The organism is Undibacterium sp. TJN25 (assembly GCF_049339885.1).
Classification (GTDB): Bacteria; Pseudomonadota; Gammaproteobacteria; order Burkholderiales; family Burkholderiaceae_D; genus Undibacterium.
This window is the reverse complement of the sequence record NZ_JBMPPM010000002.1, coordinates 499,915-519,764: the sequence shown is the minus strand read 5'-3', so window position 1 is coordinate 519,764 and position 19,850 is coordinate 499,915. Positions and strand designations below refer to the sequence as shown.

Genomic DNA, 19,850 nt, shown 5'->3' with positions numbered 1-19,850 from the left:
ACCTCAAGATGCCAACGTACGGGAGAGGAATTGCAGTCAATGTAATACGAGTAAATTACGGCCTAGCGTAGTGCCACCACCGGCTTGGCCATCACGGGCCGCCTTGCAGGAGCGGGCTTGGCAGCCGCGCCATAGCCCTGGTTATCCAGCTTGAAGGTATCCACGACATTCGCCAGCGCCGCCGCCTGGTCCTGCATGCTCTGCGCTGCAGCCGCAGCCTGCTCCACCAGCGCCGCATTCTGCTGCGTCGTGTTATCCATGTCGGTAATCGCCAGGTTCACCTGTTCGATACCGGCGCTCTGTTCCTTGGTTGCAGCGGTGATTTCGCCCATGATGTCGGTTACCCGCTTGACGCTGGCAACCACTTCCTCCATCGTCGCCCCGGCGGCATCGACCAGCTTGGCACCGATGCCGACCTTTTCCACGGAATCGCCGATCAATATCTTGATTTCCTTCGCAGCATCGGCGGAACGGTGCGCCAGGTTGCGCACCTCGGAAGCCACCACCGCAAAACCGCGCCCCTGCTCGCCGGCACGCGCTGCCTCCACCGCTGCATTCAGCGCCAGGATATTGGTCTGGAAGGCAATCCCGTCGATGACGCTGATGATGTCCACGATCTTGCGCGACGACTCATTGATCGAGCCCATGGTTTCCACGACTTGCGACACCACCTGGCCACCTTTCACCGCAACGTCCGACGCCGTCATCGCCAGCTGGTTGGCCTGGCCTGCGTTCTCGGCATTCTGCTTGACGGTGGAGGTCAACTCTTCCATTGATGCAGCGGTTTCTTCCAGCGAGCTGGCCTGCTGCTCGGTACGCGCCGACAAATCCAGGTTGCCGGTGGAAATTTCACCCGCGGCGCCGGCAATTGCATAGGTGCCGCTCTTGACCTGGCTGACGATTTTGCGCAGCGCTTCGTTCATTGCTTCCAGCGCCAGCATCAGTTCTCCGATCTCGTCGCGGCCCGAAGTGTTGATGGCAGTCGTCAGGTCGCCCGCTGCGACCATCGTCGCGGTATGGATCGCCTGCTTCAGCGGCATGGTGATGCTGCGCGAAATAATGACAGCGGCGACTACGCCGATTGCCACCAGTAGCACGCTCAGCACTATCATCAGGCTGGTGCTGCGGTCATTGGCCTGGTCGATCGCGGCAGCAGTCATATCGATACTCTTGCGCTGCATCGTCAGCAACTCCATGACCTTGCCTTCGTAATTTTTACTGGCCGGCACGAATATCTCGTTATAGGCACGCTCCGCCGCTGCGGCATCGCCGCCCTTGCGGGCATTCATTACCGCTTCCTTGCCGGCCTGGTATTTGACGCGCAGCTCTACAATCTCCTTGTACAGCGCTTTTTCTTCTTCAGTATTGAGCAGCGTTTCTATGCCCTTCATCGTATCGCTGCCCTTTTTGGTGCTGGCGGAGATCACTTCGCTGAAGGTATTGGACAGTGTCTCGTCCGTGCTGCGCGCGATCATCGAGGTACGCGCGATGGCGGAATAGATCAGCACGTACCAGTCGGCGACCAGCCTTTCCTTGGCCAGCGGCTTTTCCATCATCTGCCGCGTTGCAGCGGCGTTGCTCCTGGCACTGATCAGCGCAAAGGATGTCGAAATGACAGAGAGAATAAGCACAATCGCGAAGCCGATGGCAAGGCGGGTGGAGATGCGTACGTTGGTCAGGAGGTTCATGGCGTCTCGTAGGAATGGATTTGGGCTTCTGTTTTAGGAAGGCAGCCGCGAACCCTGGATACGCTGCCTTGGCACCGATTGTGTGCCCAAACATCGCTTTACGCAAGACATGGAGCCCTCGCGTATCAGCAGGCCAACAGGCTTTTGACGAGAAGGCAAGGAAAGCCGGTACAAATCGGATTGTTAACAATAGTGACAAAACAACGGCAACAGGACAACCGCATTATCTGAAAAACATCAGGCGCGTCGCAAAGGTGTAATCGGCCTCGCCCGCCATCAGGCCTATCAGCACCAGCAGTGCGCCGGGCGGCAACAGGATAGCGTAGATAAGCGCCAGCCTTTCCCATGCCAGATGCATGAACACGGCAACGATCAGCCCCGCCTTCAGCGCCATGAAGAGCAGGATCAGTCCCCAGCGCACATACCCCTCGAAATGAAAATAATCCACCAGATAAGACAGCGTACTAAGCACGAACAGCAAAGCCCAGATCTTCAGGTACAGGCCGATGGAATGGGTTTGTGCATGGGCGGCGGTAGACATGGCAGGCCTCACCAGAGATAGAACAACGCAAAGATAAACACCCAGACCAGGTCGACAAAATGCCAGTACAGCCCGGCGATCTCGACGATCTGGTAGTTGCCGCTTTTTTCATAGCGCCCCTGTAATACGCGCCAGGCCACCACCAGCAGGTAAATCACGCCTATCGATACATGCAGGCCGTGAAAACCGGTGATCATGAAAAACACCGAGCCGAACTGTGCTGCACCCATGGGATTGGCCCAGGGACGTACGCCTTCCTCAACGATCAGCTTGGTCCATTCAAACGCCTGCATGCCGACAAAGCAAGCCCCCAGCGCAGCGGTGGCAAACATCAGTGTTGCGGTGCGCACCCGCTGGCGCTGGTAGGCAAAGTTGACCGCCATTGCCATCAGCCCGCTGCTACTGATCAGCACGAAGGTCATGATGGCGATCAGGATCAGCGGCATTTCGGTGCCGCCTATATTCAGCGCAAATACATGGCTGGGATTGGGCCATGGAGCGGTGGTCGATATGCGTACCGTCATGTAGCCGGTCAGGAAGCAGCTGAAGACGAAAGTGTCACTGAGCAGGAAGATCCACATCATCGCCTTGCCCCAGGAAACCTTGAAGGCCTCGCGGTCGGACGACCAGTCCGCCACGAAACCGCGCAAGCCCTGCTGGGAGGCGGCAATTTCATGCACCGGTACGGTTGGTGTGTTCATGGCAATCCCTTCATGGCGGTATCCCACAGATATAGCGTACAAATTCCGGTGAAAGCCAGTTCAGCGCGGCGAACAGCGCGACCCACGCCAGCAACAGGAAATGCCAGTAACGCGCACATAAGCGCATACGCCAGGCTGCGCCGGCCGCATCCGCGGAACGCCATGCAAACCGCGCAGCCAGCATCCAGCACACCAGGCCACCCACGACGTGCAGGCCATGCATGGCCGTCAGCAGGTAGAAGAAGCTGCCCGCAGGATTGCCCGCCGGGCGGACCTGCATGGCCAGCAATACCTGCCATGCCCATAACTGCACGAGCAGGAAAGCCAGCGCGCAGCCGCCGCCCGCCATGAACCACAGGCGCGCAGCCGCAAGCCGCCCTGCCCCGGCAGCCCCGGCAGCCAGCTGCAGCGCAAGGCTGCCGGCCAGCAGACAGGCCGAGCTCAGCCATAGCTGCCACGGCATGCCGACCGGCGACCAGTCAGGGCTCGTCATCCGCATCACGTAAGCGGCCATGAACAATGAGAACAGCGCGCCAGCCACCAGCATGAACACCCCTAAGGCGACGCTCAGTGCCGCCCTGCCCGCTTCCGGCAAGACACCGTAGGGTGCGCGCGGCATGCCATGGCTGCCTGCAGGATCGAGTGCCACGGCGCGGTTCATGCCGGCACTCCGCGCGGCTGTTCGCCATCATGCTCATAAACACCTGCCTCGGGCGGCGCATTTTGAGGAATAAAGTCTTCTTTCGCACCCGGTACGCTGTAAGCATAAGCGCCGCGATATACCACGGGAAGTTGCGGCCCCCAGTTGCCGTGTGCCGGCGGCGTATCCGGCGTCTGCCATTCCAGCGATGCCGCGCGCCAGGGATTCGCTGCGGCCCTTTTGCCGCGGAAAGCGCTCCAGACCAGGTTATAGACAAACAAGAGTTGCACCGCGCCGACGAAGAAGGCCACCACGCTGATGAAGGTACTGAGTGTATGCGCCGATTGCGGGATGAACTGGTAGTTATCGAAATTATAGTAGCGGCGCGGCATGCCGAGTATGCCAAGGTAGTGCATGGGGAAGAAAATCGCGTAGGTGCCCAGGAAGGTAACCCAGAAATGGAATTTCCCCAGGCCGTCGTGCAGCATGCGGCCGCTGACTTTCGGATACCAGTGGTAGATGCCGCCGAACACCGTGAGGATAGGCGCCACACCCATCACCATGTGGAAATGCGCAACGACAAAATAGGTGTTGGACAAGGGAATATCGACGCTGACATTGCCGAGGAACAGCCCGGTCAGCCCGCCTATCAGGAAAGTGCTGACGAAGGCCAGCGCAAACAGCATGGGTACTGTCATGTGGATATCGCCGCGCCAGATGGTCAGCAGCCAGTTGTACACCTTGATCGCGGTCGGCACAGCAATGATCAGCGTGCTGGTGGCAAAGAAGAAACCGAAATAGGGATTCATGCCGCTGACGAACATGTGGTGCGCCCACACGACAAAGCTGAGCCCGCCGATGGCGACGATAGCCCACACCATCATCTTGTAGCCAAAGATGCATTTGCGGGCATGCACGCTCAGCAGGTCGGACACAATGCCGAACGACGGCAGCGCCACGATATACACTTCAGGGTGTCCGAAAAACCAGAACAGATGCTGGAACAGCAGCGGGCTGCCACCCTTGTAGCTGGTGAGTTGCCCCATTGACAGGATGGCGGGCATGAAGAAACTGGTACCCAGCGTTTTATCCAGCAGCATCATCACACCGCTGACGAAGAGCGCAGGGAAAGCCAGCAGCGCCAGCACTGTCGCGGTGAAGATGCCCCACACGGTCAGCGGCATGCGCATCAGCGTCATGCCCTCGGTACGGGCCTGCAGCACCGTGGTGACATAGTTCAACCCACCCATGGTCGCGGCGACAATAAAAATCAGCAGTGATACCAGCATCAGGATGATGCCGCCGTCGTTGCCCGGCGTGCCGGGCAAGATCGTCTGCGGCGGATACAGCGTCCAGCCGGCGCCGGTCGGCCCGCCAGTGACAAAAAAGCTGGCCATCAGCACCAGCACCGACAGCAGGTAAACCCAGAAACTCAGCATGTTCAGGTAAGGGAATACCATGTCGCGCGCGCCCACCATCAGCGGAATCAGGTAGTTGCCGAAACCGCCGAGGAACAGCGCCGTCAGCAGATAGATCACCATGATCATGCCGTGCATGGTCATGAACTGGTAATAGTGCGAAGGATCGATAGCCGGAAAACGCCCCGGAAAACCTAGCTGCAGCCGCATCAGGTTGGACAACAGCAGGCCGACCAGTCCCACCGCAATGGCCACGCTGGTGTACTGGATGGCGATTACCTTGTGGTCCTGGCTCCAGACGTACCGGGTCCAGAAACTTTGCGGAGCATGATGTCCGTCATCGTGGCTTGCGGCGCCATAACTCATATTGACCTCGCTGATTGTACCCTGCCGTATTTCATAAACTGCCTCTTGCTCTTGCTATTCCGGCCGATGCCGTTACTGTTTTTTATTCAGCGGGCTGCCGTATGTCTGGATATACGCAACCAGAGCATCCAGTTCGGCGTCGCTCATTTCTATCTTCGGCATGATCGGAGCAAAACCTTTGACTGTCCTCGCGGCGGGTTCCCGGATAAAGCTCTTCAGGTAGGCTTCGTCCACCAGCGCCGTCGATCCGTCGGCCATGGTTTCGGTTTTGCCATACAAGCCTTTCCACGTGGGTCCAACACCCGCGCTGCCGTCCACCGAATGGCAGGCGACACAGCCCTTGGACTGGCTCAGCGCCTTACCCTGTGCCGCCAGGTCCGGCGCCGCAGCCGTGCCGGCAGCCGCAGGAGAGCTTGTAGTGGACGGTGCAGATGGCGTTGCAGGCGTCAGGCTGGCAGCAAAGGTGGGCTGTGCCTTCAGCCAGGCCTTGAAGGTCGCCTCGTCTTCCACCACCACATAGCCGCGCATATTGGCGTGGCCCACGCCGCACAGCTGTGCGCACATGGCCTCGTAGCGGCCTGCCTTGGTCGGCGTGAACCAGAAGGTCGTGACCATGCCGGGAACGATGTTCATGCGCGCACGGAAAGGCGGCACGAAGAAATCATGCAGCACATCATTGGAACGCAGCAGCACCTTGATCGGTTTGCCCAGCGGCAGATGTACTTCCCCGCTATTGATGATCACGTTGTCCTGCCCTGCCGGATCCTTGGGGTCTATGCCGAAAGGATTACCGCCGTTGATCAGCGCGACATTGGTCAACCCCAGCTTGCCGCTGGGGCCGGGAAAACGGAAGCGCCATTGCCACTGCTGGCCGACGATCTCCAGTACCTGCGCGTCGTGCGGCGCCTTCACATAGTCGGCATATACGAACAGGCCGGGCGCCAAAAGCCCGATGATGCCTATCGAGGTGGCGATGATCAGCCATTTTTCCAGCTTCTTGTTTTCAGGCTGGTAGCCTGCCCGGTGGCCGGAATGCCTGTCCATCGGCGCAGCATTCCCGGCGCGATGCCGGAATTTCAAAATGGAATATGCCAGGAAAACGTTGATGACGACGAAGAAAAAGCCGGTGATCACCAGCGTGATCATCAGCGTATGGTCCATGCGGCCCCAGTTGGACGCCAGCGGTGTCAGCCACCATGGGCTGACGAGATGAAACAGCAAGGAAGCGACGACAATCACGACGAGTGCTATGACCATGGCCATATCCATCCTCCTCTCCGCAGCAATCGCAACGGGACGTCATGCATCAGCGGACGGAAGGACTAGCCTTCCGCCGCGGGAATAGTTTCAGGACGACTGACTATCAGACTAAGAGCAGACTAAGAGCGTGTTGGCTGCACGGCAAACTACCTAGGCATCCGAACGGTTTCTCTCCAGCTGCCGGTACATCACCGCAGCTGTCATGCCGAACAGCAGATGACTCAGCAGCACGATCGCGTTGCGCATGTCCGCAAACCACGGATAGACGCGCACCATGCCGTAGAAATTGAATGCATACAGCAGCAAGCCGAAGACCGCACCGACCAGCAGCGACATTGCAACACTGGAATCAAGATGAAAAGGAGCCATGATGGCGGCCAGGATGGCGCCGAATACGGCGCCCAGCACATAATGGATCACCAGCGCCACGATCACCACGCCCATGCTGAACGTTGCCGACTGCAGCACATCCGGCCCCATCAGGATGGCAGCGACAAGATGCGACGCCGCCCATGGACTGACGTTGATGACGACGGTGGACCAGAACAGTTCCATCACCATGACCACGGCCCCTGCGACAAAGCCGGATACGGCTGCCGCCGTCCAGTCCGGAGTACGGGCGACGTAATGGTGGGAATGCATGTGAAGTTCCATAGCTGTCTCCTAAAAAGCGGAAAAAAAACATCATTTTTTCGGCTCGATATGGACGTGATACAGAGTTTGCACAGAGTAAGACGGGCGTCGCAGGAAGCCGTTGCGAAACAATGCTGAACCGTCCCTGTCAGACGCAGCCATGCCTGTCGCGCAACAGCTTCCTGGCCGTACCTTTAGTAGTCTAAAGGTAACAATAGACGCCAGGAAAGCCGTAGTGGATTTAGTTTAGGACAAATTCATGAACATGCAAAGCAGGCAATCCTGCTGCACTGCGTCATTAACAGACGCACAGGCGCAGGCACTTCAGCATGGCGATGGCAGTACTGCGGCAAGGGCCGGCGAGGCCTGTAGAAACCAGAGCCTGTATTCAGGCACTGAATAAATTCAGGCCCACGCCTGCCTGCGGCAGTGCCGGGAAGACCTGCGCCAGATGCGCGTCGGGCAGGCGCAGATGCTTCTCACAGACTTGTGCCAGCACCTGGCGGAAGTCTGTCGTCACAGGCACGTCACGGCCTTCATATAGCTGTGCGTCTGCCAGGCCGCGCCAGTCGCCGTATACTTTGCCGCCGGCGACATTGCCGCCCAGCACCCACATCACATTGCCGTGCCCGTGGTCAGTACCGCCATTGCCGTTCTGCCGGACAGTGCGACCGAATTCGGACATGACGACAATCGTCGTATCGTCGAACATCGGCCCCAGCTTGCGCGATAGCGTCGCCAGGCCCAAGCCCAGCGGATTCAGGCGGTTTGCCAGTTGTCCTTTGGCCGAGCCCTGGTTGGCATGGGTATCCCAGCCGCCCAGCGCCATGAAGGCTATCTGTATCTTGGGGTCATTGCGCATCAGCGTCGCGAGCCGCGAGGCATCATCAGGAAAGCCGTTCGGCAAGGGCGCGCCGCCGTTCGCCATCTGCATTTCATTCTCCATTGAAGCCGACATCACCTCCTTGTGCGCGGCCTTGGAATCTTCAAACGCGCGCGCATATTTTTCATTGCCCTGGTACAGCTGGGCGAAGGCATTGCCAAGCTGCGGCCGGTCCAGCACATTGGCCTTGGTGCCCGCGGCGCCCGCCGCCAGGTTGGTGGCCGGGGCAACGCCGCTGAGGATGCGCGGCATTACCGGCCCTATGCTGATCGCACGCGTGGGCGTTGTCTGCCCCGGCAAGCCGGTCAGCAGACGGTTCATCCAGCCGTCCTGCGTACTTTTCCTGCCGGGGGTTGCCGATTCCAGGTAGTCCTGCGCATCGAAGTGCGAACGTGTCGTATCGGGAGAGCCGCTGGCATGGACGAATGCCAGCTTCTTCTGCTGCCACAAAGGCTGCAGGTCTGCCAGCGCGGGATGCAGGCCGAAATAGCCGTCCAGGTCCAGTGCGCCGTTTTCTTGCCCGGGACGGCCCAGCGCAATGGTCGGGCGCAGGCGCATATAGTCCGCATCGCCGTACGGCGCCACCACGTTCAGGCCATCCACCGCACCACGCAGCATGATGACGACCAGCTTGCGGCTGTTGTCCACACCCGCGGAAACGTCGGCATTGCGGAAAGCCCAGGCTTGCCGCCCTACCGGAAACGCCAGTCCGGCGCCGGCCATGCACGACAATAAAAAATTCCTGCGTTTCATGTTATCTCCCATGTTGTTTCCCAGGCATCTGCTCTATCAACGCTGCTCTATCAACGCTGCCGTATCAATGCTGCATGAAGTCAGGACTGCCCAGCAGCATTGCCGCGCGCAAGGCTTCGGGATTGCCGGCGATCACATCGCGCGTGCGCGCCGAAATCCCCGGCCCCAGCGCAGCCATCAGGTTTTGCGCATTCAGCGGCGCCATTACCTGCGTACTGGGCTTGTCTGCGCCATCGGCCTGGCGCTCCATTGCGCGCTTGCCCATCTTGTCGCCCTCGTCCAGGTTTTTCGTCAATGGCAAACGGCCGGTTGCCATTGCAGTGGCGAAATTGATACGGCGGGTCAGCGCATCCGGGTTCATCCACGCACTTTCCGTATTTTTATAGCCGTCCGGCGTCTGGCAGCCGTATAGCGGCATGCCCAGCTGCGACAGCGTACCGAGCAAGGGGCGAATATTGGTCACAGGCATCTCGCCCGCGCGGGCAGCCGAAATCACGAACTGGTAGGGCGTCTTGTATTTGGCCGCCAGCACGCTGTCATCCATGAATTCCGGGCTCTTGAACAAGGTTTCCAGCACAGCGCGGATATTGCCGCCGCTCTCCAGGTAACGTTTGCTCATGCGGTCCACCAGCGCCGCAGGCGGATTATCCTGCACAAAATATTGCGCCAGCTGGTAGCTCAGGTGATGCGCCGTCGCAGGATGCATTGCCAGCACGTCCAGCGCGAACTCGCCTTCACGCTGGCCCTGTGCCGCGATATGGCGTCCCATCCAGTCCTTGCTGCCGTTGTCGTGCCGCTCGGCATCGAACTGGAAGCTGCGGTTGTTGCGCACCAGCTCGCGCGGCTCAAAGGTCCAGCCGGTCAGCATGCGCGCCAACTCGGTCACATCTTTTTGCGTGTAGCCGCCGTCCACGCCCAGCGTATGCAGCTCCATGACTTCGCGCGCGTAATTTTCATTGAGTCCGTTGGCTTTCGCCTTTGCACCCTGCACGGCATTGCGACGAAAAGCGCGCGGCTGGTAATCGGCGGAGGTGGACAGCCAGTTGTCCAGGTAAAACAGCATCGCCGGATGTTTGGCGGTGGCGCCCAGCAGGTCGCGGAAATTGCCGAACACATAGGGGCGTATCGCGTCCCTTTCGTAGCTGGCAACCAGCGCCCTGTCCAGGCCCTTGCCGGAAAAGACATTGAAATGGTTAAACCAGAAATCCACCATGACTTCTTCCAGCTGGCGCGGGCTGTCTATGGCGCGGGAGATGCGTGCCTCGGCGGTCTGCTCAACGATGCGGCCCACCAGTTCCCGCCTCTTCTTTTTCGATTCTTCGCTGTCGTCCTTGGTCAGTTTCAGCGCTGACTGGTATTCATACAGCACCTCGCCGGCGCTCGCGTCCTGTACATCCAGCGCTTTCAGGCGCTGCACAAGGTCTGCGGGTAGGGGAATGAAGGCGGGATTCAATTGCTGGCGTATGTAGTTGTCGACGCCCATTTGCGTCACGCGCTGTATGTCGCCCGGTTTGGGACCGTAGCCGAGACGGTTCAGCACGTGGATCGCCTGTTGTTCGGGCGCCAGCTCGGCCGCTTGCGCCGGCAGAGCAGCACTCGCGACAATGGCTGCCAGCGTCAGCGGAAGAATGAGCTTCATGGTCGGCCTCTCGTTATTATTGAAACAACACATGGATGGATAATGTAAACGGCTGCCATCCGTATTGCCTGCACTTCCGCATATTGTGCCGCCGGCCGTGCCGGCACAAGTAACATATCGTAAATTGGCCGGCAGAATTGCAACAAGGCTTGTGCAATTTAAAGGCGATGCATGACCACCAGGCAGCCGTGCACGTCGGCGCCATTATCCTGCCGGATCACCTCCCTTGCCATCTCATCAATAACAAAACCATGCGCCTCGGCAGTTTTCTGTAGATAAGCCGGCGAATGCGCAAAGCGGCGAGAGGCTCGGAGAACAATGTCTTCCTGTTCTGATTCTTCCACTGAAAAAGCGAAAAGCCCCCCCTCTTTCAATACCTTGCCTGCTGCGGCAAAGGTGTCCGACAGGTCGCCGATGTAGACAAACACGTCTGCTGCCACCGCAAGGCCGTAGCGGCATTCACACCGGCGAAGAAATTCGCCTATGTCCACACACGCCAAGCTGTCATAGCATTTTTTTTGTTTTGCCTGCTCCAGCATGGCGGGAGAAATATCGACACCATCCAGTCTTCCGGCATACGCTTTCAACAGCGCCCCGCACAGACCGGTGCCGCAGCCGAGGTCCACAATATCCAACGCCGCCGCTGGCAGATGCGGGCGCAGCAAGTCCATCAGCAAAGCCGGTGTGCGGTATTGCAGGTTTTGCTGCAGGTGGCTGTCGAAATGGCCGGCGTACTGATCGAACAACTCCCGCACGTAAGCGCCCGGAGAAGCCGCCGGCGCGGCAACGACACCCAGGGCCGCAAGCGCATAGTTCACCTGTTCGGCATCGGCTCCGCATTCCATCGCCTGCAGGTAGCCGGCGACGGCTTCCTCATTGCGCTCCAGCGAACGCAGGCTGTTGGCGCGGCCCAGGTGCGCGCCGGCAAACCTGGCGTCGATGTTGAGTGCCCTGTCGTAACTGCTCACCGCGTGCTGAAAATGCCGAAGCTTTTGCAAGGCCATGCCGCGGTTGCACCAGGCATCTGCGCGACCGGGCTGCAGTTGCAGTACGCGGTCGTAGCTTGCAAGCGCACTGTCAAAATCATGCAGTGCATGCAGGGTAATCCCCAGGTTGTTCAAGGCATCGGCAAACGCCGGATTCCATTGCAAGGCGCGCTGATAGCTAAGCAGCGCTTCATCATGGCGACGCAGTGTGTGCAGTACCGCACCGAGATTGTTATGGGCCTCGGCATAACTGGGTCTGGCCTCTATCGCCTGACGGTAGCTGGCCAGCGCCTCTTCATGGCGCGACAGCCTGCGCAAGGTATTGCCCCGGTTATTCAGCGCCACCGCATAGCCCTGCTGGAGCCGGATAGCCTCGTCGTAACAGGCCAGCGCATCCAGCGGCCGGTCCAGGTCTTGCAATGCAGCGCCGAGATTGCAGTGCGCATTGGCCTGCAGAGGGTTGATGCCGATGGCGCGACTGACCAGTTCAAGCGCCAGCGCCGGCCGCCCGGTCTGGCGCGCAATGACGCCCAACAGGTGCATCGCATCAAAATTGTCCGGCTGCGCGTGTAAAACCTTCAGGTACAAGTCTTCCGCCTGGCCGAAATGGCCTTGCTGCTGCAGGCCGACGGCCTGCTGTAAAAGCGAAGTGATGAGATCTGCGGTTGTCAAAGCCTGTTCCATTGTATGTGCTTGCACAGGAACAGCATCTTACAGCCACCAGGGAGAGACCGCAAAAAATGGCGCGAACACGGCACTCTCTTTTTGTCGGCCTTCAGGAAGATTTTTTTTTTTGCCAGAATCTGCCTGATGCGTCTCACGCAGTGGCTTTAAGCGCTGCGTGTACATATCGGACTGCCACAGCCCTGCAGATCTTCCCGACAGCGTTACGTCGCCACCGTTGACAGCCTGAAGCAGCTCACCATAGGCGCACACCAGGTCATCGACGCTGAACGAACGGTTCAATCCACTGGGATTTGGCAACACCCACACCGATGCACCGCCAAACAGCTCCGCTTGAGGCCCCCAGTCAAGCACGCGCTTGTGCGACATCGCCGCATACGCGACCTTACCGAGAAACGCAATGTAGCGCGGCGCATACCGTTCGATTTTTTCTGTCAGCTGCTGCTGCGCGGCGGTAAATTCATCAATCGCCAGTTCGCCTGCGTTTGCGGTCGCCCGCCCAACTGCCGTGGTCAGTCCATAGCGGTATTGCAGTATATCGCCGTCGTCTTCAGGCGCTATCTGCTCCGGCGTGTAGCCAGCCAGGTGCAGTACCCGCCAGAAGCGATTGCCCCGCCCCAGGAAATGATGACCATGCTCCGCTGCGGACACACCGGGATTGATGCCGCAAAAAACGATATCGAGACCAAGACCGAGCAGATCGGGCAGCGGTTGTGGCGGATGGGGCGCAAACATAAAAAACCTCTTGAAAATCATGGAGAAGACAAGCCCTTCTCCACAAGCATTATGCGCGCCGGCAAGCAACGCCACAAGCGGCGGCATATGCGCTTACCGGTCAATCAGGCTCGCTTTGAGGCCATCCGGCACGCGTAGCTGCAAACGCGTCTCCCATAGCTTCGCATCAGGCTGCGATGCCAAAAACACCATGGCCCGAAACAGACATGATTTGGCCCCGGACAGGAACATCCGGCAATTTCTTTTAAACCGGACCAAACCCATACTAGCGACATCAACAAACGCAAGACCTCACGCGAGTGGTGCACGCCCCGACATGGAAACGGCGAACTAAAAACACAAATGCGGCCTTGAAATTTTACGTTAAACGCCGGGTAGCTTGCCTGGCTGAGGATGAAAATATCATGATGATGCAGAACCGAAGAACCTCCTTCCTGTTTGGAGAAAACGTTCCCTATATCGAGGGTTTGTACGAAATGTATCTGTCCGATCCCTCCACGGTGACGCCAGAGTGGCGCGGCTATTTCGAGGCGCTGCAGGGCGTCCCTGCGGTGGATGGCTCGAACAAGGGCGATGTCGCACACGCACCGGTCGTGGACCGCTTTGTTGAACTGGCCAAGCATGCGCGGCCTGCCGCTATTACCGGCGATCCTTTGCAGCTGGCAAAAAAACAGGTCGCCGTGCAATCGCTGATTGCGGCTTACCGCATGGTCGGCACGCGCGGCGCCTTCCTTGACCCGCTGCAATGGACCCCTGCTCCGCACGTTCCTGATCTGACGCCGGCGTTCTATGGCCTGTCGGCGACGGACATGACAACGAACTTCAGCACGGCGGATACCTATTTCTGGGAACACGACACCGCATCCCTGAAAGATCTCGTGGATGCACTGGAGGATACGTATTGCGGCACGCTTGGTGCCGAATACATGTACCTGGCGGACGCGGCCCAGCGCCAATGGTGGCAGATGCGCCTGGAATCGACACGGGCCAGGCCATCGCTGTCGGCTGAGCAGCGGCGGCACATCCTGGAGCAGCTGACCGCTGCCGAAGGACTGGAAAAGTACTTGCATACCCGTTATGTCGGCCAGAAACGCTTTTCACTTGAGGGAGGAGAATCCCTTATCGTGCTGATGGACGAGCTCATCCTGGCCGGTGCATCCCACGGCCTGAAAAGCATCGTTGTCGGGATGGCGCACCGCGGCCGCCTGAATGTACTGGTCAACACGGTCGGCAAGCCGCCCCAGGCGCTTTTCGACGAATTTGACGGCAAGACAGCGCACCTGCTGCCAGCCGGGGACGTCAAATATCACAAGGGTTTTACCGGAAAGATGGAAACCCCGCACGGATCAGTCGAGGTTTTACTGGCGTTTAATCCTTCCCACCTGGAAATCGTCAACCCCGTCGTCCAGGGTATCGCACGAGCAAGAGCAGAGGCGCTCGGCGTAGTCGGCGATGGCGCCGTGATGCCGGTGGAAATTCACGGCGACGTAGCGATTTCCGGCCAGGGCATCGTCATGGAAACCATGAATCTGGGCTCCACCAAAGGCCACGGCAACGGCGGCACCATCCATATCGTTGTTAACAACCAGATCGGTTTTACCACATCGGATCCCGGTGAAACCAGGTCCACATTCTACTGCACCGATATTGCAAAAATGATCGAGGCGCCAGTGTTGCATGTCAATGGCGACGATCCCGAAGCCGTTGTCGCTGCTGTCCGTCTGGCGGTCGAATACCGCGCAACTTTCCAGAAGAGCGTCGTCATCGACCTGGTCTGCTTCCGCCGCCACGGCCACCAGGAGCAAGATACGCCGAACATCACACAACCGCTGATGTACCGCTCCATCGCTGGCCATCCGGGCGTAAGGGCAATCTATGCCAAGAAGCTGGTGGATGACAAGGTCGTCACGCCCGAGCAAGTGGAAGACTATGGCAATGCCTATCGCGAACAACTGGCCAACGCACAGCCCGAGACTGAGGCAGAAACCGCATCCGCAGCGCGCGCAGTGGCAGCTGGCAGTAAAGGAAGCAAAAAGACCAAAAATAGCGCGGTGGCAAGCGGCTATAAGGCGCCTTCTCGGGAAGAGGTTGCAGGGTGGGCACACAATATCACCGAAGTGCCGCAAAACTACAGCCTGCATCCGCTGGTGACAAAAGTGATCACCGGCCGCCGCGAAATGGCAAACGGCGCTAAACCGATAGACTGGGGCATGGGCGAACACCTGGCCTTTGCGTCGCTGCTGGCATCCGGCATTGATGTACGCATCAGTGGCCAGGATTCCGAACGCGGCACATTCAGCCATCGGCATGCAGTGCTGAATAGCCAGAATCGTGCAGCGCGCGGCGAAGGCCGGTATATCCCGCTGGAACACATCAGCGCGGATCAGGCCCGGTTCACGGTCAACAACTCCATCCTGTCCGAAGCCGCGGTACTGGCATTCGAGTATGGTTATACAACGGTAAGGGAAGATGCGCTGGTCATCTGGGAAGCGCAGTTCGGCGATTTTGCCAACGGCGCCCAGGTCGTCATCGACAACTTCATCGCTGCCGGCGAAGCCAAATGGGGCCAGACCAGCGGCCTGACGATGTTCCTGCCGCATGGACAGGAGGGAGAAGGCCCGGAACATGCATCCGCCAGACTGGAACGCTACCTGCAGCTGTGCGCCCAGCAAAACATCCAGGTGACCCAGCCAACAACACCGGGGCAGTTCTTCCATCTGCTGAGAAGGCAGGCAACGCTGCGCGAACGCCGCCCGCTGGTCGTGATGACGCCCAAGTCCCTGCTGCGCCATCCTGAAGCGGTCAGCAGCCTGGATCAGCTGGCAAGCGGAGAATTCAAGCCTGTTCTCGGTGACTCCACCATCGATGCGGCGGACCGCGGCAATATCGAGCAAGTCATCGTCAGCTCCGGCAAGGTGTACTTTGAATTGCTGGAATACCGCCGTGCCAAAGGCATCAGCAATACCGCCCTCGTTCGCCTGGAGCAGCTGTATCCCTTCCCAGCCGAACAGTTAGCTACCGAACTGGCGCTGTATAAAAACGTCCGCACGGTGGTGTGGGCCCAGGAAGAAGCCCGGAACCAGGGCGCATGGAAAGCCATTGAAGAAGATCTGAGGACGGTTTTACCCGCAAATGCCGTACTGCGTGACTCTACCCGTCCGGCGATGGCCTCTACTGCCCCAGGCTACCGCTCCATGCACATCGCACAGCAGACAGCGCTTGTCGCCAGAGCATTCACAGGCAATCAGCAGTAACAGCACTAAAGAGCATCAACGAGCACCAACGAGCACCAGCATCCCCTCGCCTGCTTACCAGCTGGTCGCGGGGATGTGTTCCAGGTAATGCAAAGCGGTGAATTTATCTGATGGCGGCACCTACCATCTTCACCGCGCGTCGCGCCATCCGCACATATTGCTTCCTTTCCTTTACGTTGTCCTTTGTGGCGTCCATCCATGGCGCTGCAAGGGCGACGTATTCATTTTTTTCAAGGAGTGAAGTATGGACCAGACCATTCAGACCAATCCGGGGATTTCCCCTCTTGCCGGCAAAACAATGACCGGCGCCGATATTATTTTAAGCGTACTGAGCGACGAAGGCGTCGACACCGTGTTCGGCTACAGCGGCGGCGCCATCCTGCCCACCTATGATGCCGTCTTTCGCTTTAATGAAGAACGCGCACTGGCCCCGGAGAGCCAGATCAGGATGATTGTGCCTGCCAATGAACAGGCTGCCGGCTTTATGGCCGCCGGCTATGCGCGCGCCAGTGGCAAGGTTGGCGTCTTCATGGTGACATCGGGGCCCGGAGCAACCAATGCGGTAACGCCGATCGCCGACTGCAACGGCGACTCGGTGCCCGTCGTGCTGATTTGCGGGCAGGTGCCCCGCTCTGCCGTCGGCACGGACGCGTTCCAGGAAGCGCCGGTATTCAATATCATGTCTGCCTGCGCCAAGCAGGTGTTCCTGGTCACTGATCCTGCCAAGCTGGAGTCAACGTTGCGGTCTGCTTTTGATATTGCCCGTTCCGGCCGGCCAGGCCCCGTCGTTGTGGATATACCCAAGGATATCCAGAACTGGAAAGGTGTCTATAAAGGCGAAGGGATGCTGCACTTCCGCGGATATTCGGAAAGATTGCAAGCCATTGCACAGGGGTCAACACTCGGCGCTGCCAAGCGAAAAACGTTTTTTGAACATCTGGCCCAAAGCAAGCGTCCATTGCTGTATGCCGGCGGCGGCATCATCGCCAGCGGAGCAACGCAGGAGCTGATCCGTTTTTCCGAGCGTTATCGCATCCCGGTCGTCAAGACGCTCATGGGCATGAGCGCTTTTCCCGCCAGCCATGAACTGTCACTGGGCATGCTCGGCATGCACGGCATGGCATGCGCCAACTATGCCGTCGAGGATTGCGACTTCCTGATCGCCGTCGGCGCCCGGTTCGACGATCGCGTCGCGGGATGCCCGGCCGGATTCGCGCCGAACGCCCGGTATATCGCCCACATCGATATTGACGAGGCGGAAATCGGCAAGGTGAAAAAGGCAGACTGGAGCCATGTTGCCGACGCGCGTAACACGCTGCTATCGCTGATGGAGTTCGGTGATGCCGGATACCATTCACCCTCCTCCTGGCTGGACACCATCGCTGAATCAAAGCGTTTATATGCAATGAACTACGACAGGGCGAATCCGGGCATCCAGCCGCAATACGTTGTAGAAAAGCTCAGTGAAGTTACGGATGGGCAAGCCATTATTTCGACGGGGGTAGGCCAGCACCAAATGTGGGCTGCCCAATATTATCAATTTAAAAATCCTCGCAGCCTGCTGACGTCGGGCAGCATGGGAACCATGGGATTCGGGCTTCCGGCGGCGATCGGCGCGCAACTGGCATGTCCCGGCGCTCTGGTAATCGATATCGACGGTGACGGCAGTATCCGGATGAATATCGGCGACCTGGAAACAGCCACGACCTACGACGTCCCGGTCAAAATCCTGGTTTTGAACAATCTTGGCGACGGCATGATCAGGCAATGGCAGCGTCTTTTTTTCGAAGACCGTTTCTGTGTCAGCGACAAGTCCCTGCACCGCAAAAATTTTGTCATGGCAGCCCAGGCCGATGGCTTCAGCTTTGCCCACAGGATAGAAAAGAAAGAATTGCTGGAGCAGGCGCTGAGAGATTTTGTGGCCTTTGACGGGCCGGCATTCCTGGAGGTCATGGTAGACCAGAATGCCGATGTATTCCCCATGGTCGGGCCTGGCCAGACCTATGAAAACATGATCACAGGGGATTTTATTCCCTCTCGCCGCAAGGAGTCTGCAGACACCGGGCGCGCCACCCAGGCACAGGAGTTGCCGGACCTGTTCTGAGGTCCGGGATGCGGCATGCCTCTTGATTGAGGCTTGCCAGCAAGAAATGACCCGAAACGGATGTCAATTGGCCCCGCGCGGAAACAGGCGGAGATGTCTTTCAAGCGCTGCTATGCCTACAATCAGACATGGAATGTAGTTCCCTGGTACCGACCAAAGGAGAAGCAACATGGAAACGACAGCAACGCAAGACATCAATCGCCTGATAGGTGATTACCTGTATCTGGAGGAACGCTGGCAGGATGATCCTTCCAGATTTCCCTGGATGGAACTGGAAGCCCTGGCCAAGGCCGGTGCGTCGGCTTATAACGAGGGCAAAGGGCTTTCATTCCATCTGCTGGCGCTGGACGGCATGCAGCATGCAGAATTCCATGAAAAATTCCTTGCCTACTCGCTGGCGGCCGGATTCGATCCTTTCAAGGTGGTTTTTACCGGTAACGGGCTCAACCTGACGACCGTCATCAACCACCGTGGCCTGGCGGAAAGTGCACAAAGCAATCCCGCTTCCGCTAGCATGCAGGAAATGCTCCGGCAGAAGGCGCGCCAGCGTTTTGTGGCTGAGGGCGCTAGCGGTTATCGAAGCCTGGAAGAAATGGCAAGCGCTATTGTCCTTTGCGCCGACTCCATACCGGAGGATTTAATGGAGCAACTGGTGCCTAAGCATGCGATGGCCGAGCACTAAAGGTTTGTGCAAGCCGACACTCCAAAGAACAGGCAAAGCCATGCCGGGTAATAAAGAAGATCCTAGTTCAACCTCAGACACCATGAATATAAATGAAATTGTGAAGGCCCTTGCCAATCCCGCGCGGCGCGACATTATGGCCTGGCTAAAGAATCCGGAAAGTAATTTCTCGTCCCCCGAACATCCACTGGAAGATGGCGTATGTGCCAGCGAGATCAACCTGCGGTCGGGCTTATCCCAGTCAACCACGTCGTCGCACCTGGCTGCTTTACAGCGGGCCGGCCTGGTTTCCCTGCACCGCAAGGGGAAATGGATCTTCTTTAAACGAAATGAGAAGACGGTACAAGCCTTCCTTGAAGAAATGCAGCGCCAGCTGTAGCAGATTACGCTGTCCTTTGGCGCCTGAGGGCGTTAAACATGGCCGCATTGCAAACGCGCGAACCGTCGACGCCGCGAGGGCCATGCGCTGCAGATGACATGCACTTCTTTTTCGCTTGATGACTACAGGCCGCCAGTCGCCTTCATTGCGAAAAGTTCCGCGCCATCGGCTGTTTTTGCAATCCAGGCTGCGTTGACGAAGCCGCCGAACGGAATGACCAGACTTAACGCAAGGCGCCAAAGCTCTTTGCTCTTCCACATTCCCAGGGACGCCGTGGCAAGCAAGACCCACGCATACATCAGGCATGCCACGCCATGAATCGGGCCCATCACAGACACACCCATGCCGTAGCCGCCGATATGCTTCGCCGGAACGGCTATGCCAAGCAGAAAAATCAGCGTCGTTGCCTCAATCATTGCAAGAATTCGCAACAGCTTAAGAAACTCAAGGTCTCGGTTCATGATGTGTCAATACTCGATATCAGGGCCTCCATTGTGAACGTGG

At 58.4% G+C, this 19,850-nt stretch carries 16 protein-coding genes; 4 read left to right on the top strand and 12 right to left on the bottom strand.

Translation table 11 applies throughout. The annotated features are described in order from the left end of the window. Positions 1–62: 62 nt before the first annotated feature. From ACO0LO_RS06065 to mug, 11 genes are all read right to left on the bottom strand, one after another. Entirely contained in the window at positions 63–1,688 is a 1,626-nt protein-coding gene (locus ACO0LO_RS06065) for a methyl-accepting chemotaxis protein (RefSeq protein ID WP_422963299.1), read from the bottom strand. 223 nt (positions 1,689–1,911) lie between these two features. Further along, complete coding sequence (locus ACO0LO_RS06060) at positions 1,912–2,229, bottom strand: cytochrome C oxidase subunit IV family protein (RefSeq protein ID WP_422963298.1); 318 nt, start codon at positions 2,227–2,229, stop codon at positions 1,912–1,914. Between the two features lie 8 nt (positions 2,230–2,237). Further along, positions 2,238–2,930: a heme-copper oxidase subunit III family protein gene (locus ACO0LO_RS06055; protein WP_422963297.1), complete on the bottom strand. Its 693-nt coding sequence runs from the start codon at positions 2,928–2,930 to the stop codon at positions 2,238–2,240. A gap of 10 nt (positions 2,931–2,940) precedes the next feature. Then, a complete protein-coding gene (locus tag ACO0LO_RS06050; RefSeq protein WP_422963484.1) occupies positions 2,941–3,549 on the bottom strand; it encodes a bb3-type cytochrome oxidase subunit III in 609 nt (202 codons plus the stop codon). 38 nt (positions 3,550–3,587) lie between these two features. Then, complete coding sequence (locus ACO0LO_RS06045) at positions 3,588–5,354, bottom strand: cytochrome c oxidase subunit I (protein ID WP_422963296.1); 1,767 nt, start codon at positions 5,352–5,354, stop codon at positions 3,588–3,590. 72 nt (positions 5,355–5,426) lie between these two features. Beyond that, positions 5,427–6,617 (bottom strand): cytochrome c oxidase subunit II, encoded by a 1,191-nt coding sequence (locus tag ACO0LO_RS06040; RefSeq protein WP_422963295.1) that lies wholly within the window; start codon positions 6,615–6,617, stop codon positions 5,427–5,429. A gap of 147 nt (positions 6,618–6,764) precedes the next feature. Next, entirely contained in the window at positions 6,765–7,268 is a 504-nt protein-coding gene (locus ACO0LO_RS06035) for a hypothetical protein (protein WP_422963294.1), read from the bottom strand. A 367-nt stretch (positions 7,269–7,635) separates the two neighbouring features. Next, positions 7,636–8,883, bottom strand: coding sequence for a DUF1501 domain-containing protein (locus tag ACO0LO_RS06030; protein ID WP_422963293.1), 1,248 nt, complete (start codon positions 8,881–8,883; stop codon positions 7,636–7,638). A 64-nt stretch (positions 8,884–8,947) separates the two neighbouring features. Continuing rightward, entirely contained in the window at positions 8,948–10,522 is a 1,575-nt protein-coding gene (locus ACO0LO_RS06025) for a DUF1800 domain-containing protein (protein ID WP_422963292.1), read from the bottom strand. A 158-nt stretch (positions 10,523–10,680) separates the two neighbouring features. Then, positions 10,681–12,180, bottom strand: coding sequence for a tetratricopeptide repeat protein (locus ACO0LO_RS06020; RefSeq protein WP_422963291.1), 1,500 nt, complete (start codon positions 12,178–12,180; stop codon positions 10,681–10,683). A gap of 39 nt (positions 12,181–12,219) precedes the next feature. After that, entirely contained in the window at positions 12,220–13,014 is a 795-nt protein-coding gene (mug, locus tag ACO0LO_RS06015; RefSeq protein ID WP_422963290.1) for a G/U mismatch-specific DNA glycosylase, read from the bottom strand. A 317-nt stretch (positions 13,015–13,331) separates the two neighbouring features. Here mug and ACO0LO_RS06010 point away from each other — a divergent pair, with 317 nt between their 5' ends. From ACO0LO_RS06010 to ACO0LO_RS05995, 4 genes are all read left to right on the top strand, one after another. Beyond that, positions 13,332–16,181: a 2-oxoglutarate dehydrogenase E1 component gene (locus tag ACO0LO_RS06010; protein WP_422963289.1), complete on the top strand. Its 2,850-nt coding sequence runs from the start codon at positions 13,332–13,334 to the stop codon at positions 16,179–16,181. A gap of 244 nt (positions 16,182–16,425) precedes the next feature. Then, the gene (gene ilvB / locus ACO0LO_RS06005) at positions 16,426–18,285 is read left to right on the top strand and encodes a biosynthetic-type acetolactate synthase large subunit (protein ID WP_422963288.1); all 1,860 of its coding nucleotides are present in this window, start codon (positions 16,426–16,428) and stop codon (positions 18,283–18,285) included. A gap of 169 nt (positions 18,286–18,454) precedes the next feature. After that, positions 18,455–18,967: a hypothetical protein gene (locus tag ACO0LO_RS06000; protein ID WP_422963287.1), complete on the top strand. Its 513-nt coding sequence runs from the start codon at positions 18,455–18,457 to the stop codon at positions 18,965–18,967. A gap of 40 nt (positions 18,968–19,007) precedes the next feature. Then, a complete protein-coding gene (locus ACO0LO_RS05995) occupies positions 19,008–19,346 on the top strand; it encodes an ArsR/SmtB family transcription factor (RefSeq protein ID WP_422963286.1) in 339 nt (112 codons plus the stop codon). A gap of 122 nt (positions 19,347–19,468) precedes the next feature. Here the strand turns inward: ACO0LO_RS05995 and ACO0LO_RS05990 are convergent, their stop codons facing one another. Beyond that, entirely contained in the window at positions 19,469–19,807 is a 339-nt protein-coding gene (locus ACO0LO_RS05990) for a DUF3817 domain-containing protein (protein ID WP_422963285.1), read from the bottom strand. Positions 19,808–19,850: the final 43 nt, after the last annotated feature.